Source organism: Bacteroidales bacterium, assembly GCA_016707785.1.
Lineage (GTDB): Bacteria > Bacteroidota > Bacteroidia > Bacteroidales > UBA4417 > UBA4417.
Genome location: JADJGZ010000021.1, coordinates 15,455 through 30,790 on the forward strand (window position 1 = coordinate 15,455; position 15,336 = coordinate 30,790).

13 protein-coding genes are annotated in these 15,336 nt (G+C 42.0%); 3 read left to right on the forward strand and 10 right to left on the reverse strand.

Annotated features, from left to right (window positions below; all coding sequences use genetic code 11):
- Positions 1–7: 7 nt before the first annotated feature.
- From murD to IPH84_12705, 7 genes are all read right to left on the reverse strand, one after another.
- Positions 8–1,348 carry a UDP-N-acetylmuramoyl-L-alanine--D-glutamate ligase gene (murD, locus tag IPH84_12675; GenBank protein MBK7174059.1) on the reverse strand — a complete coding sequence of 447 codons (1,341 nt, stop codon included), beginning with the start codon at positions 1,346–1,348 and terminating at the stop codon, positions 8–10.
- Entirely contained in the window at positions 1,348–2,604 is a 1,257-nt protein-coding gene (locus IPH84_12680) for a phospho-N-acetylmuramoyl-pentapeptide-transferase (protein ID MBK7174060.1), read from the reverse strand. Before IPH84_12680 ends, murD begins: the two co-directional genes overlap by 1 nt.
- A gap of 36 nt (positions 2,605–2,640) precedes the next feature.
- Positions 2,641–4,098: a UDP-N-acetylmuramoyl-L-alanyl-D-glutamate--2,6-diaminopimelate ligase gene (locus IPH84_12685; protein MBK7174061.1), complete on the reverse strand. Its 1,458-nt coding sequence runs from the start codon at positions 4,096–4,098 to the stop codon at positions 2,641–2,643.
- Positions 4,099–4,136: 38 nt separating this feature from the next.
- A complete protein-coding gene (locus tag IPH84_12690) occupies positions 4,137–6,233 on the reverse strand; it encodes a transpeptidase family protein (protein MBK7174062.1) in 2,097 nt (698 codons plus the stop codon).
- Positions 6,234–6,249: 16 nt separating this feature from the next.
- Complete coding sequence (locus IPH84_12695; protein MBK7174063.1) at positions 6,250–6,648, reverse strand: hypothetical protein; 399 nt, start codon at positions 6,646–6,648, stop codon at positions 6,250–6,252.
- Positions 6,632–7,543, reverse strand: coding sequence for a 16S rRNA (cytosine(1402)-N(4))-methyltransferase RsmH (rsmH, locus tag IPH84_12700; protein MBK7174064.1), 912 nt, complete (start codon positions 7,541–7,543; stop codon positions 6,632–6,634). The genes IPH84_12695 and rsmH overlap by 17 nt, the downstream gene beginning before the upstream one ends.
- Before the next feature lie 90 nt (positions 7,544–7,633).
- Positions 7,634–8,101 carry a division/cell wall cluster transcriptional repressor MraZ gene (locus IPH84_12705; protein ID MBK7174065.1) on the reverse strand — a complete coding sequence of 156 codons (468 nt, stop codon included), beginning with the start codon at positions 8,099–8,101 and terminating at the stop codon, positions 7,634–7,636.
- A gap of 310 nt (positions 8,102–8,411) precedes the next feature.
- Between IPH84_12705 and IPH84_12710 the strand changes: the two genes are divergently transcribed.
- From IPH84_12710 to IPH84_12720, 3 genes are all read left to right on the forward strand, one after another.
- Entirely contained in the window at positions 8,412–9,275 is an 864-nt protein-coding gene (locus tag IPH84_12710) for a 1-acyl-sn-glycerol-3-phosphate acyltransferase (protein ID MBK7174066.1), read from the forward strand.
- A gap of 18 nt (positions 9,276–9,293) precedes the next feature.
- On the forward strand, positions 9,294–10,229 hold the full coding sequence (locus tag IPH84_12715; GenBank protein ID MBK7174067.1) for a GNAT family N-acetyltransferase: 936 nt from the start codon (positions 9,294–9,296) through the stop codon (positions 10,227–10,229).
- Positions 10,230–10,347: 118 nt separating this feature from the next.
- The gene (locus IPH84_12720) at positions 10,348–10,980 is read left to right on the forward strand and encodes a YihA family ribosome biogenesis GTP-binding protein (protein MBK7174068.1); all 633 of its coding nucleotides are present in this window, start codon (positions 10,348–10,350) and stop codon (positions 10,978–10,980) included.
- On the opposite strand, the gene IPH84_12725 is transcribed toward IPH84_12720, so the two are convergent.
- The 3 genes from IPH84_12725 to IPH84_12735 form a co-directional block, all read right to left on the reverse strand.
- Positions 10,973–11,272: an acetyl-CoA carboxylase biotin carboxyl carrier protein subunit gene (locus IPH84_12725; protein ID MBK7174069.1), complete on the reverse strand. Its 300-nt coding sequence runs from the start codon at positions 11,270–11,272 to the stop codon at positions 10,973–10,975. The genes IPH84_12720 and IPH84_12725 overlap by 8 nt on opposite strands.
- Positions 11,273–11,444: 172 nt before the next feature.
- The gene (locus IPH84_12730; protein ID MBK7174070.1) at positions 11,445–12,992 is read right to left on the reverse strand and encodes an acyl-CoA carboxylase subunit beta; all 1,548 of its coding nucleotides are present in this window, start codon (positions 12,990–12,992) and stop codon (positions 11,445–11,447) included.
- A gap of 205 nt (positions 12,993–13,197) precedes the next feature.
- Positions 13,198–15,186 carry a tetratricopeptide repeat protein gene (locus IPH84_12735; GenBank protein ID MBK7174071.1) on the reverse strand — a complete coding sequence of 663 codons (1,989 nt, stop codon included), beginning with the start codon at positions 15,184–15,186 and terminating at the stop codon, positions 13,198–13,200.
- Between the last annotated feature and the right edge of the window lie 150 nt (positions 15,187–15,336).

A 15,336-nucleotide genomic window follows, 5' to 3' on the forward strand; every position in this document is an offset into this window, starting at 1 on the left:
ATATCAGTTAAAGGCTTTTTACAGCTTTTTTGAATTGTAGACCCCTATCTTCATAGTTCTCAAATAAATCGAAACTGGCACATGCCGGTGACAATAATACCACTTCACCCGGTTTGCCTATGGAATAGGCCAGCACAACAGCCTGTTCAGCAGAACGGGTTTCATACAATGAGTCTACCTTGCTTCGGAATGCGTCAATAAGGATAGAATTATCAGTGCCCAGGCAAATCAAGGCTCTTACTTTCTTCTGTACAAGTTCGAAAAGCCTGGTATAATCATTTCCCTTGTCAATTCCCCCTGCTATCCAGATAATCGGACGGTCAATACTTTCCAGGGCAAACCAGGTGCTGTTGACATTGGTTGCTTTCGAGTCGTTGATGAAGTCGATTCCATGGATGTGGGCAACCGATTCCATCCTGTGTTCCAGGTTCTGGAAATCACTGAGCGACTGTCGGATACTCTCTTTACGGATATCAAGCAATCGTCCGGCAATACCTGCTGCCATGGAATTGTAGACGTTGTGACGTCCTTGTAGTGCTAATTCTTCCAATGTCATTTTTAGGGGGTCGTTATTTATGTTTATACTCATTTCATTTTTGATCAGGGATGCACCCGGGCTTGTTAAGGCCCTTTCTGTCGAAAAAGGATATTGCTGGCCAATAATTTCCCTTTTCTGTATCTCTTTCCAACTCACTTCATCATCCAGGCAGTAGATAAAAGAATCTGTTGCAGCCTGGTTCCTCAGTATTCCAAACTTTGAGTCAACATAGTTCTCAAAGCGGTGATCATATCGGTCCAGATGATCTGGAGTTATATTGGTCAGTATGGCTATATCAGCTTTGAACTCAATCATATTATCGAGTTGAAAGGAACTGATCTCCAGTACATACCAGTCATGCTCCCCTTCTGCTACCTGTAATGCAAAACTTTTTCCTACATTACCGCCTAATCCTGCATTGATGCCTGCCTGGTTTAGAATATGCCATGTAAGCATCGTAGTGGTTGTTTTACCATTACTCCCTGTGATGCAGATCTTTTTAGCCCGGGTATACCGGCCTGCAAATTCAATCTCAGAGATTACAGGAATTCCTTTTTTAAGGAGTTCCCTGACCAAGGGAGCTGAATCCGGAATTCCGGGGCTCTTGATCACCTCTGTTGCATTCAGGATATTGCTCGCAGTATGTTTTTCTTCTTCAAATGCAATCCCAGCTTGTGAAAGAACGTTTCTGTATTTTGATTTTATTTTTCCGCTATCCGATACAAATACCTCAAATCCTTTTTGTTGAGCCAGGATCGCCGCACCTGTTCCACTTTCTCCGGCTCCGAGTATGGCTATACGCTGGCTCATTACCTGATCTTCAGGGTTATAATGGTCAGCAATGCCAAAGCAATTCCTATAATCAGAAACCTCATGACAATTTTCGGTTCTGAATATCCTTTCTTTTGAAAATGATGATGAAGAGGCGCCATGAGGAAGATTCGCCTGCCTACTCCATATTTCCGTTTTGTTCGTTTAAAATTTGCTACCTGTATCATCACTGAAAGGCTTTCAACAAGGAAGATCCCGCATAACACCGGAATTAGCAATTCCTTGCGGATCATGATAGCAAAGGCTGCGATGGCGCCACCTAAAGCCAGACTCCCGGTATCACCCATGAAAACCTGGGCTGGATAAGAGTTATACCAAAGGAATCCCACACATGCCCCGACAAATGCACTTATATACACTACCAATTCACCCGTGTTTGGGATGTACATGATTTTCAGGTAATCTGCAAAAACGATATTGCCACTTACCCACGCCAGTACTCCAAGCGTGAGTCCAATGATTGCGGAAGTCCCGGTTGCCAGTCCATCCATGCCATCCGTGAGGTTGGAACCATTGGAAACAGCAGTTATAATGATGATGACAATGAGCGTAAACAGAATCCAGGTATATTTCTCATGATTTTTCCCCATCCAGGAAATAAGCATCGAATAATTGAATTCATTATTCTTGAAAAAGGGGATAGTAGTCTTCGTTGATTTTACCGGATCAGGATAGAACTTTACATTATGATCCTTCACTTGCTCAAATGGGGTAAGCTGACCTGGTGTGAGTGTGACTTTGTTATCAGGCATCCTTTCCCTGAGCACGACACTATCATTGAAATAGAGTGTCAGCCCAATAACGATCCCTGCCACTATCTGTCCCATAATCTTGAATTTGCCTGCCAATCCCTCCTTGTTCTTTTTGAATACCTTGATATAATCGTCGAGGAACCCAATGAATCCAAGCCAGATGGTTGCAAACAGCATTAAAAGAATGTAGATGTTATTGAGTTTGGCAAATAATAGGGTAGGGATGAGGATCGCCCCAAGGATAATCAATCCACCCATTGTTGGAGTGCCGGCTTTCTCATTCTGACCCTCGAGTCCAAGTTCTCTGATGGTTTCACCAATTTGCTTGGCCCGCAGATAGTTAATGATCCGCTTTCCATATATCAGGGAGATAAATAGCGATAAAATGGTAGATAGAGCTGCCCTGAATGAAATATACTGGAACAGCCCTGCTCCGGGAATATCATAAACTCTGTCGAGGTATGTGAATAAGTAGTGAAGCATCGTTGATTACGTCGTTGTTATGATCATTCCTGTTTATTACAGATTAAATAGTTCAGCTAAAATTTTCTTGTCATCAAAGGGGTATTTTACACCTGCAATTTCCTGGTACTTCTCATGGCCTTTCCCTGCCACCAGTATGATATCACCGGGTTGCGACATCATCACTGCCGTCTTGATGGCTTCATGCCGGTCGGTTATTACCAGGGTTTTTCTTAGCTGATTGGCATCCAATCCGACCAGCATTTCTTTCAATATTTCAGCCGGATCTTCAGATCTTGGGTTATCAGAGGTAAGTATCAGCTTCTCACTTCCTGAACATGCAATATTTGCCATCACTGGCCTCTTGCTGCGGTCCCTGTCGCCTCCGCAACCAACAACAGTAATAAGCGTTTCTTTGCCTTTTCTGAGTTGATGGATGGTGTCCAGTACATTTTTCAATGCATCGGGCGTGTGGGCGTAATCAATTATGCCCACAGTTCCTTCCTGACTCCTGAGATAATCGAATCTACCCTCAACAGAACCCAGGTTGCTCAGAATCGTGAGAACTTCGGTTGGGTCTTCGCCCAGCAAGACAGCAGCTGAATAGGCAGCAAGCAGGTTGTAACCGTTAAAAAGTCCAACCAGTCTGCACCAGGCCGCTATTCCATCAAATTCCATATGAAGTCCATGCAATGGAGATTCGATGATCTTGCCTTTGAAATCGGCAAGGCTGAGAAGGCTATAGGTTTTCCTTTTGGCAGCTGTATTTTGAATCATCACCCGTCCATTGCGGTCATCGATATTGGTAAGTGCAAATGCTTCCGGGCTTAGTGTATCGAAAAACAGCTTTTTTGCCTTTAGGTAAGCTTCAAATGTTTTATGGAAATCCAGGTGATCATGGGTCAGATTTGAGAAAATGCCTCCGGCAAATTGCAAACCTGTAATCCTGTTTTGAATCACAGCATGGGAACTCACTTCCATGAAGCAATACTTACATTCCTTTTCTACCATCCTGGCAAGCAATTCGTTTAACTGGATGGCATCAGGAGTAGTGTGACTTGCAGGAATTTCCTCTTCGTCAATCTTGTTCTTGATGGTTGAAAGGATTCCTGAATGATATCCTAATTGCCTGAATAGCTGATGAAGCAATGTAACGGTGGTAGTTTTTCCATTGGTGCCTGTAATGCCTAACAGTTTTAGTTTGGCCGATGGATTGCCGAACCAGTTGGATGCTATGATTCCCAACGCTTTACTGCTATCAGGAACTTTAATATAGCAGACTGAATCAATGATGATCTCAGGCAGCACTTCACAGATAATGGCACAGGCGCCGGCTTCAATGGTACTTTGGATGTATATATGTCCATCAGTGTGCAAGCCTTTAATAGCAATAAACAGGGTTCCGGGCTGGATTTTCCGGGAATCAAAGCTGATATCTCTCACCAGGCATGAAGGATCTGCCCCGGTCATTTCCAGGGTTTCCACACCATCAATTATGAGATTCAGCTTTTTCATCTATTGATTTCAATCAGTTTTTTCTGTTTTTACTAATATTACACCCCTAATTCCAGTGCAATCTGTTCTCCAGGGCTAATCTCTTTCCCAGGTAACAGCGATTGTTTTCTTACTAATCCAAACCCGGATAGTTTTACTCTTAGTCCAAGTTTTTCAAGTAGATAGACAGCATCTCTGGCGCCCATCCCGGTAACATTTGGTATGGATTTAACCTTTGGATTATAAGTGGCAAGTTTTTGTCCTGTACTGTCTGATTCTGTTACTATCCAATCAGTGGAGGGTATGGCACTTCCCGGGATTCCCATCCATTTATACAGGTAAGCCAGGTCTTTTCCCATTCCGGATGATACAGGCATGGCATAGGTATTCCTCACAGAGTCCGCCCAGTTCAATCCCATCCCGGGATCTGTGGCATAGACTCTGTCGGCAATTTCTCTGAATACCGGTGCTGAGATTGCTCCCCCGTAATAGACTCCTTTGGAAGGATTATTTATGACTACTATGCAGGAGTATTTCGGTTGTTGTGCAGGGAAGTATCCTACAAAAGAAGCTTTGTAGTCCGATTTATTATAACCGCCTGCATTTTGTGCTATCTGTGCTGTACCTGTTTTCCCGGCAACTTTATAAATAGGATTCTTCAAGGCGCTTCCGGTACCATGTTCAACTACACCTTCAAGCATGATCTTTGCCTGCGTAATAGCCTCCCTGGATGCGATCCTGGAATTGATAATCTCTGGTTGGATCACTTTGACGGAATTGCCGAGGTTCCGGATTTCCTTTACAAAATGTGGCTTCACCATCACTCCGTCATTGGCAACGGCATTGTAAAAAGCTAGAATTTGAAGAGGTGTCAGAGCTACTTCATAACCGATGGATTTCCATGGTAAGGATACCTTTGACCATGTTTTTGACTCAGTTCCTTTTATGCGTGGAGTGCCTTCCCCGGGAATTTCCAGTCCCAGCGGTTTTGCCACGGAAAAGCTATGAAGTCTGTCGATAAAAGCTTGAGGTTTATCAGAATAGCAGCGATAAATTAGCTTTGAGACTCCAACGTTGGACGATTTTTCAAACACCTGCTGAACGCTCATTACACCGCCACCGAGGTGTGAATCACGCATGGTCCGGTTGGCAAATTTTGTGATCCCCCCGGTAACATCAACCATATCAGTTAACTTGATCTTCTGATCTTCGAGGGCTGCCAGCAAGGAAAACAGCTTGAATGTGGAACCGGGTTCTGTGCTTTCACCAATCGCATAGTTATAGGTCTCTTCATAGAAACCTTCTTTGTTTTTCCCCAGGTTGGCAATTGCTTTTACATTACCTGTTTTTACTTCCATCAGGATAACACACCCATGATGGGCGTCATTGGCCTCCAATTGCCTTAAGAGGGCTTCTTCTGCGACATCCTGAAGGTTTATGTCAATTGTACTTATGATATCACTTCCATCCTGGGGTTCTACCTCATTTTCATCATTTATCGGACTCCAGTTCTTATTGGCGATCAGTCGGTATAATCTTTTGCCACTGGTTCCTTCCAGCATTTCGCTGTAAGCACCTTCCAGGCCGAGGTCATTCTTTCTTCCTTCTTTATCCCATCCAATTGTCCTGGAGGCCAGGTGCTGGTAAGGAAGAACCCTTCTATTCCTTGCTACTGCAACTAATCCGCTTGAATTCCCCTTGTTTCTGAAAATGGGGAATTTCCTGAGTTTCTTAAGTTGCTCAAAGTTCACACTCCGCCTGATTAGCAGGTACCGGTTATTCTGATCTCGGCCTTTCTGAAGCATTGAACGGTATTCTTTGCGGCTACGGTCTTTGAACAAGCCTGAAAGGCAGAGGGACAGAGAGTCAACATTTCGGTCAAAAACGCTATCGCTGATTAAGGGTGATGCAACATCCATCCGGACTTCAAAAATGGGAATTGAGGTGGCGAGAAGCTCACCATTGGCATCGAAAACATTTCCTCTTGTGGCTTCAATGTTGAAGTATTTCAGGGAGAGTTTATTGGCTTTCTCTTTCCACATTTCGCCTTGTACGAACTGGATGTATGCCAGGCGTCCGATAATGGCTACTGAAAACAGGAACATACAGGCATACACCAGGTATACCCTCCATAATATGTCTTTTCTGTTTTCCATCTCGTTATGCACTTTTTTAGTTTGCTTCTTCTATGATGATCTTCCTGGGTGGAACCATCGATTCTTTTACACCCCTTGAGGCAAGGCGATTTACTAATTCTGACTGTCTCGAACCTTGCATGAGTTTTGATTTGGTATTGATATAGTTGTATCGAAGTTCCTTGAGTTCTTTTTTTGTGTTGTTGATCTGAATAACCAGCTTATCAGCATAGTTTGAATTGAAGATGTAAAAAACACCCATCAGGGTAATGATGACCAGGAAGGGCAACTGCCGGATCACTTTTTCACGGGTGAGAAACGAACCTTCAAGGAGCACCAGGAATTTGTTCCGGCTCTTTTTCTTCTCTTCAGGCTTTGGTTCCGCCTGTGTCGAAGGTTCTTCTTCCTGCTTAATTGTATTATGCGTTGTTTCCATCTTTGATCTTTATTGCTATGCGCAATTTTGCTGAACGGGATCGTGGGTTTAATTTCAACTCCTCCGGTCCGGCGACCCATGCTTTCCTGTTCACTGATTCCAGGGGTGTTGAGGTATTCCCGAAAAAATCTTTTTCAAGATTTCCCTCAAGATTGCCTGTCCGAATGAAATTTTTCACCAGGCGGTCTTCCAGGGAATGATATGACATCACCACCAACCGTCCTCCAACCTTGAGTGCTTTAGGAGTTTGTTTGAGCATGATGCCTAGAGCTCCAAGTTCATCGTTTACTTCTATCCGGATGGATTGGAACACCTGTGCCAGGTATTTATTTTCTATTTTCCCCGGGATGAGCGGTGTGATAACTGACCGAAGCCTTTCAACTGTAGTAATAGGTTCAGTTCGGGCTTGGATTATACTGGCAGCCAGTTGCCTTGAATTACTGATTTCACCATATGTGAAAAAGAGTTCTTTGAGTTTTTCTTCTGAATAGGTATTGATGACAGTAGCCGCGGTGAGTTCCTGCTTTCGGTTCATTCTCATATCCAATGGCCCATCAAAGCGGGTGGCAAATCCGCGGTCAGGTTCATCAATATGATGTGATGATATACCCAGGTCCGCAAGAATGCCATCCACCGGGAAAGCATGATGATACCTCAGGAAATTGAGCATATACCTGAAGTTCTGATCGACGAGCAGAAAGCGTGGATCTTTCAAGGAATTTGCCTGTGCGTCAGCATCCTGGTCAAAGGCTATCAACCTGCCATTTTCATTCAGGTTTTCAAGGATTTTTCGGGAGTGGCCGCCACCTCCAAAAGTCAGGTCAACATATACCCCATCGGGCCGGATATTCAGGCCTTCGATACATTCATTGAGCATGACGGGGTTGTGGTACATATGCAGTTAAAATGTGATCAGGTAGATTCATTGAGAATCGATGCCTCAATCCGGTATTATTGTAAGGTATATTCAGCAGTCAAGCCCGGATCATTCGTCATCCACGGAGATACCACCCATCACATCCTCAGCAAGTGCTTCTTTGTCAATTCCTTCGCTGTTATTGAAATGAGCTTCATATTTCTGTTTGTCCCAGATCTCCAGAATTTCCGAAAGCGACGATAGAACGATATCCGTCTTGAGTTCTGCAAATACCACAAGGTCTTTGGGTATTTGAATGCGTCCGGAATTATCGGGTTCCACTTCACGGACACCGGCCATGAACAGGCGAACAAAATCGTTATTCTTCTTGATGAAGCGGTTTAGCTTGCCAATCAATTTCATTTGCTTATCCCATACTGGCCTGGGATATATTTCCAGGCAGGGATGAAACATGCTTCTTTTGATAACAAATCCCTGGTCAATTACCGGCATGAGTTGTTTCTTCAACGAACCAGGCAGGAGAACCCTGCCCTTCGCATCCAAAGTGCAATCATGACCAGCAATCAGAGATAACATATTATAGTTTTAAAACCGATGTAAAAATAATTCAGAATTCCCACTTTTTCTCACTTGTCACCACTTTTTTTTATTAACAATACACAGAGGTATTGTTCATTAAGGGATATATCAAAAAAAAGCGCTGTATGAGGCATTTGGTAAGGTTTTTATTTTGAATATATTGATATTATTGTGTTATAGAGAATAATATTTCAATAATTTGATGTCTTTCGGATGGAATACTCAATGATTGGTTTTAAGAACTGATTGTTTTTTATTAATTTTGCATATATATGGCTTCTGTTGAGCCTGTTTCTTCTGTTTCAAAATGATGGACGATTTATCTGAGAACGGGAATACCCATAACGATTTGATCAATCTTGAGAAAGTAATTTCCAGCAAGAATCCTCATTTACTTAAGGTAATACCGCGATTTGTCCTTAATTACCTGAAAAGGATCATCCACCAGGAGGAATTAAATAAGGCTATTTGTGAAAACAGGCATCTGTTTGGGGTTGATTTCCTGGATAGGGTTTTGTCGAATTTTGGTGCACGGATTGAAGTGAATGGTCTCCATAATTTATCCGTTGACGGGAGGTGGATTGCTGCATCCAATCACCCGCTTGGAGGGCTTGACGGGATGGCACTCATGTGGGCTATTGGGAAAGTGAGGAGAGATATCCTTTTTCCCGTGAACGATTTGTTGATGAATCTTGGAAACCTAAGTGAACTCTTTATCCCAATCAATAAGCATGGCAGTAATTCAGGCAACGTCAGGCTCATTGATGATACATATGCTTCTAATAAAGCAATATTGTATTTCCCTGCAGGCTTGTGTTCCAGGAAGAAGAAGGGGGTGATTTGTGACCTGGAATGGAAAAAGAGTGTAATTTCCAAAGCCAGGGCTCATAAGAGGGATATTATACCGACCTTTATAGATGGAAGGAACTCCGACTGGTTTTATAACCTTGCATGGTGGAGAAATGTCCTGGGAATCAAAGCAAACCTGGAGATGCTTTACCTGGTTGATGAAATGTACAAGCAAAAAAACAAGAGAATAGCTATATCTTTCGGTAATCCTATCTCTTTTGAAATTTTTGATAAGAAATACAGGGATGTTGAATGGGCCCAATTACTGAAAAAGCATGTGTATGAGTTGGAGATGGATCCGCTTGCTACTTTTAAATTTTAATTAATTCAATGATAGCTGATGGTTAAAGATGTAATTCCCCCGGTTGACAAAGAGATTCTTGCAAAGGAATTGACTGCTGATAAATTTGTTAAAGCTACCAATAGTGGAAACAATGAAATCTTTATTGTCAATCACAAGAATGCACCCAATGTCACAAGGGAAATAGGTCGATTACGGGAAATTACCTTCCGGGAAGCCGGAGGAGGAACCGGGCTTGATTGTGATCTGGATGAATTTGATACAAACGATGATATTTCCTTTAAACAACTATTAGTCTGGAATCCCAGGGAACTTGAAATTATCGGTGGTTACCGTTTTATCCACGGGAAAGATCTGAAGATTCGCCCTGATGGGCAGGTTGATACTCCTACTACTGAGCTCTTTTCCCTTTCTGACCAATTTGTTTCTGAATATCTTCCCTACACAATTGAATTAGGCCGTTCATTCGTTCAACCTGCCTACCAGCCCACTGTTGACCTTCGTAAAGGAATGTATGCTCTCGACAATATCTGGAACGGATTAGGTGCCATTGTGGTTCAAAATCCCGATGTTAAATATTTCTTCGGGAAAATCACAATGTATCCGCAGTTCAATATACAGGCAAGGGATCTGATATTGTACTTCATGCAGATGTATTTCGGTGATCCCCAAAAATTAGTTTTTCCTAAAGTTCCATTTGTTATCCAAACTCCTGAGCATGATCTCAAGGCCTTTTTTAACGGAGGCTCTTTTGATAAAGATTACCGGTTAATGGTGCAAGGAGTCCGTCAATACAAGGAAAATATCCCTCCCCTGGTAAATGCTTATATGAACCTTTCATCAACGATGCTTTGTTTCGGAACATCACTGAATCATCATTTCGGAGATGTTGAAGAAACCGGGATTTTGGTAACCATTGATGATATTTACGATTTTAAAAAAGACAGGCACATCAATGTTCCGTCGGGAAAGTAGTTGCTGATTCTTTTTTATACTACAATCTCGGATTGTTAGGGACAGAATGAGTGGTTTCTATTAAAGAATACCATTATATTGCCGTTAAACCCGGTCAGGATATTAAAAAACCAGAGAGATGCAGATCAGGAAAGCCGTTTTTACGATCAGTGCAGCGAATTATGCGGGTTGCCCACCCGTCAGATTTCCTGAATATGCGTTTGTGGGAAGGTCTAATGTGGGGAAATCATCATTAATAAATATGCTTACCGGCATCGGTAACCTGGCCAGAACGTCTGCCGATCCGGGGAAAACCCGACTGCTTAATTATTTTCTGATTGATGAATCCTGGTACCTTGTCGACCTTCCCGGGTATGGATATGCCCGGATTTCGAAAGATAAGCGAAAGGGATGGGATGCTATGGTGCGGGAGTACCTGGAAAGCAGGGAGAGCTTGTTCTATACTTTTCTGTTAATTGATTCCAGGCTTGAGCCCCAGGCAAAGGACCTCCGGTTTCTTGATTGGCTTGGAGAGAAAGGGCTCCCTTGTTGTATAGTTTTTACCAAGGCAGATAAGCTATCAAAAAATAAACTTCAGCATACCATTGGTGCATTTAAAGCCTATATACAAGAAAAGTGGGAGGAATTACCTCCCACTTTTACAACATCTTCTCATAATGGTGCAGGAAAGATGGAAATTCTGGATTTCATCGAACAGGCAAATAAGGAGTATGCCCATCTATTGCCTGTAATTGGTAAACCTTCTATTTAAATTTGAGCAAGAGTTGGTTTTTCGAAACCAAATCCCCTGGTTTAACCATTATATCCAGAATAACAGCATCAAATTCAGCAAAGATGGTGTTGACCATTTTCATTGCTTCCAATTCCAGTAACTTTTCACCTGCTTTAACTTTCTTTCCCTTTTTAGTGTAAACATTTCCGATTGTACCAGGAATAAATGAATTGATTTCCTTAGGGTTAGCCGGCTGATACGGTTTGCGGGTGAGAAATTTTTTGTTTAGCCGGGTTTTATATTTTACATCCTCAATAATAAGGGTCTGCATAATATCTTTTTCTTTCAATTCAGGCACAATTGCTGAATCTACGGCATCTTTTGGTTTTTCTTCCATAACCATAATCTTTAAAGATCCATAATGATCATAAACTATTGGTAGGAGAGGGATGCATTATTCCTCTCACTATGAGAAACAGGAATAGCTGATTCCGGGAAATGCATCAGAATGGTGGGATTCCATGCTTTTTAGTAGGGGTCGTCACGATCTTATCAGCTGAAATATGGAGGGCATGGATTACCATATCCCTGGTTTCCTGCGGTTCAATCACGGCATCAATATAACCATAGGCTGCAGCAACATAAGGATTTGCAAATTTATCCTTATATTCTTTTACCTTCATTTTGCGCATCTCTTCAGGATTTTCTGCATCCTTGATTTCATTTCTGAAAATGATGTTGGCAGCGCCTTCAGGTCCCATTACAGCAATTTCTGCAGTAGGCCAGGCAAATACAAAATCTGCCCGTAGATGGCTTGAGCACATTGCGATGTATCCTCCACCATAAGCTTTGCGGGTAATGACTGTAATTTTCGGAACAGTAGCTTCACTGTAAGCATAGAGTACTTTGGCACCATGCCTGATTACTCCGGCGTGCTCCTGGTCAACACCTGGCAAATAGCCTGGCAGGTCAACCAGCGTAACTAAAGGAATATTAAAAGCATCACAGTAGCGAATAAACCTTGCCGCTTTATCGGAAGAGTCCACATCAAGCACACCTGCCAGAACCAGGGGTTGATTGGCCACAAATCCAACAGTGTTTCCACTCATTCTGGCAAAACCAACCACAATATTCTCAGCCCAGCGCTCATGAACTTCAAAGAAATCGGAGTCATCACTGATGGAGCGGATAATATCCTTCACGTCATAAGGCTGACGGGAGTTGGTAGGGAATAGTTTATCAATATTGAATTGCCTTGTCCTGGGGGGCTTTTTCGGAAATGAATCCGCCTTTTTAGTGTTATTCCATGGAATATAACTGCAAAGTTGTTTTATCTGCTCAAAACATTCAATTTCATTCTCTGCATAAAAATGGGCATTCCCGGTAATTTCTGCCTGTACCCTGGCACCACCGAGTTCTTCCATTGAGATTTCTTCACCAAGTACCGTCTTAATAACTTCTGGTCCGGTAATAAACATCTTTGAAATTTTGTCTACCACAAAAACGAAGTCTGTAAGGGCAGGAGAATAAACAGCTCCTCCGGCGCAGGGACCAAGGATCACGGAAATCTGTGGAATTACACCTGATGATTGAGTATTTCTGTAAAAAATTTCACCATAACCTGCCAGGGAATTAACACCCTCCTGAATACGGGCACCACCGGAATCATTGATTCCAATGAGGGGAACTTTTAATTTCATAGCATGATCCATGATCTTTGTGATCTTCTTGGCATGCATATAACCCAATGAACCACCGGCTACAGTGAAATCCTGTGCAAAAACACATATAGCGTAGCCATTAATGGTTCCTGTTCCGGTAACCACACCGTCACCCGGAAGGTACTTTTCACTCATGTCAAAATCACGACCTGCATGTTCTACAAAGAGATCATATTCATGAAATGACTTTGGATCAAGTAAAGCGATAATACGTTCACGAGCGGTAAGCTTACCGGTGGCTTTCTGTTTTTCAATGGCCTTCTCGCCTCCACCCCTTAAGGCTTCACGCATTCTACGCTTTAGATCAGTTGATTTTTGGCTTAATGACATAATATCCTTTTTAATTTGTATTCGTTTTTGTCATCCGGCAATCGCCTCCATGAAGCGGCTAAAATACAAAGATAATCACATAAAATGACTATTTGTGGATTCACAGCATAGGTATGCCTTCTGCTTTAAAAGCTTTCTTCTTGATAATTAGAGAAATGGAGAAGCTCCTGATTTTTTTATTTCCCGGCTTCAGGAGCTGGGTTTTTTAGTTGCTGGAGGCTGGCAGCGTGAATTTGAATGCACTTCCTTTATTAATTTCACTTTCCACCCAGATTTTACCATTATTTCGTTCAATAAACTCCTTACACAGGATAAGCCCAATGCCGGTGCCTGATTCACCCGTAGTTCCCTTACTACGATAAAGCATATCATACCTGAATAGTTTTGATTGATTTTCTTCAGATATGCCTGTTCCTTCATCAATCACTGCAACTTCAACCATACCTTCTGATTCAGCAGTCTTTACCGTAATTTTTCCGCCACGGTAGGAATATTTTATCGCATTGGTCAGCAAATTCTGCACTACAGACATAATCATATTATCATCAGCAAAAGCACTATGTTCAAGGCTGGATTCATGATATAGGCTAATATCCTTGAGCTTGGCAATTGGTTGAAGCCTGTTCACCGAGTTGTGACAAAGGGTATTGATGTCAAATTCTTTAGGTTGATGTGAAATCATCCCATTCTGAGAAATAGCCCAGTTAAGTAGGGTTGTGACAATTTCAAAGAGGTTGGAAGACGATGAATGGATGTCATTGATAAATCCCATCCTCTCTTCTTCTTTCAATTCCGCATAATCAGTACGAAGTATGTCACTAATGCCCAGGATTGCACTTAAGGGATTTTTTATATCATGTGCCAGCAATGAAAGGAATTTGTCCTTTGAAGCATTTAGCTTGATTAATTCTTCCTTTTGAGCATTAATCAGCCGGTTTTTTGCCTCAAGCTGAAGATTGGCTTTATGCTTTGACCTGTTCCAGAGCAGCAATATTACTACGACAACAGCGATAAGCAGGAGCAGTGCAATCAGGATGTATACCATTGTAGTCCTCTGCGTCAGCTTAAGCTCCTTTTGAAGATTTTGCTTTACCAGTTGAACATTCTCAGCTTCCCTCTTCGCGATTTCATAATGATATTGAATCTGGGAAACCTTTTTAACCATTTCGGCATTGAGCGTGCTGTCATTGACAGTTTTTGATTTCAATAGCATTTCATATGCTCCCTTAAAATCTTTTCTTTTCACATAATAATCAGAAAGGAATTCATATGACCGGACTTTCAACTCCATTACTTCCATATCCTCAGCAAGTTCCCTGGCTTTATCAAGATGGGGCTTTGCCTCATCAAGCCTGTTAAGTTGCAGTAATAGCTCTCCTATATTCACATGGTAATAACCAATATGTAGCTTGTCGTTAAGATTGGTGAAAATTTCAAAGGATTTATTCAGATAATCCAATGCCAGGTCAAACTTCTTTTGGTTTTTTAGTGCTAAAGCCAGGTTGATATAAGAAGCTCCTACATAGGCCATGTTATTGGTTTTCTTGTATATCTCAGATGCTTCAATAAAGTGTTCACTTGCCTTTTCAAACTGTTTCTGTTTGGTTAGTAATATGCCTATATTCAACTTGCAGTTTGCAATTCCTGATTCGTCCCTGATCTGGGTAAAATAGTCCAGGGCTTTGTTGTAATAGGTCAGCGACATGGGAGTATTGCCAAGACAGTCGTGAACAATACCGACATTCATCAGGCTGGTTGCCTGCTTGGCTGAATCACCTAAAGCACCATACAGGGCTTGTGCCTTCATAAAGTAATTCAGGGATTCATCGTACCATGACATTTCCAGCATCACCAGTCCAATATGACGGAATGCCTTTGCTGAATCTGCAAGTGTCCCGGATTTACTAATTACTTCAATTAGTTTGCGATCGGTTTCCAGGGCTTTCCGGTAGTCAGAAGCATTAAAATAGGCTTTCCCAAGGGCATAGAGGCTTGCAATTCTTTTCTCCGGATCAAGTTTCTTTGAAAGGACTTCCTGCAGGCTATCAATCTCACGGGATTCCTGAGCATTAAGTTTTGGTAAGACTAACAAACCTACCAAAAGAAAAGTGAGGAGATACTTTACTTTGCAGAAAGATGAGCAGTTGAGATCTGGACTGCTTTCTTTTTTAACTGTAAATGGTATAGTTCTCATTGTGGATATTGCTGCTATTAGTGCTGAATTTATTGTGGATCGGTGGTTCAATTGCAGGACGAAAAAGTGACTGATATTAATTACTTATATTTGTGTAAGTCTTGTTGGCTTCCATGCTAATCTTTAAATTGATAGGAAGTCGTTTATGGA

What these genes read in the sequence shown, in the direction of transcription:
- murD (MBK7174059.1), bottom strand. Translation starts at nt 1,348, where the DNA reads ATGAGCCAGCGTATAGCCATACTCGGAGCCGGAGAAAGTGGAACAGGT.
- IPH84_12680 (MBK7174060.1), bottom strand. Translation starts at nt 2,604, where the DNA reads ATGCTTCACTACTTATTCACATACCTCGACAGAGTTTATGATATTCCC.
- IPH84_12685 (MBK7174061.1), bottom strand. Translation starts at nt 4,098, where the DNA reads ATGAAAAAGCTGAATCTCATAATTGATGGTGTGGAAACCCTGGAAATG.
- IPH84_12690 (MBK7174062.1), bottom strand. Translation starts at nt 6,233, where the DNA reads ATGGAAAACAGAAAAGACATATTATGGAGGGTATACCTGGTGTATGCC.
- IPH84_12695 (MBK7174063.1), bottom strand. Translation starts at nt 6,648, where the DNA reads ATGGAAACAACGCATAATACAATTAAGCAGGAAGAAGAACCTTCGACA.
- rsmH (MBK7174064.1), bottom strand. Translation starts at nt 7,543, where the DNA reads ATGTACCACAACCCCGTCATGCTCAATGAATGTATCGAAGGCCTGAAT.
- IPH84_12705 (MBK7174065.1), bottom strand. Translation starts at nt 8,101, where the DNA reads ATGTTATCTCTGATTGCTGGTCATGATTGCACTTTGGATGCGAAGGGC.
- IPH84_12710 (MBK7174066.1), top strand. Translation starts at nt 8,412, where the DNA reads ATGATGGACGATTTATCTGAGAACGGGAATACCCATAACGATTTGATC.
- IPH84_12715 (MBK7174067.1), top strand. Translation starts at nt 9,294, where the DNA reads ATGGTTAAAGATGTAATTCCCCCGGTTGACAAAGAGATTCTTGCAAAG.
- IPH84_12720 (MBK7174068.1), top strand. Translation starts at nt 10,348, where the DNA reads ATGCAGATCAGGAAAGCCGTTTTTACGATCAGTGCAGCGAATTATGCG.
- IPH84_12725 (MBK7174069.1), bottom strand. Translation starts at nt 11,272, where the DNA reads ATGCAGACCCTTATTATTGAGGATGTAAAATATAAAACCCGGCTAAAC.
- IPH84_12730 (MBK7174070.1), bottom strand. Translation starts at nt 12,992, where the DNA reads ATGTCATTAAGCCAAAAATCAACTGATCTAAAGCGTAGAATGCGTGAA.
- IPH84_12735 (MBK7174071.1), bottom strand. Translation starts at nt 15,186, where the DNA reads ATGAGAACTATACCATTTACAGTTAAAAAAGAAAGCAGTCCAGATCTC.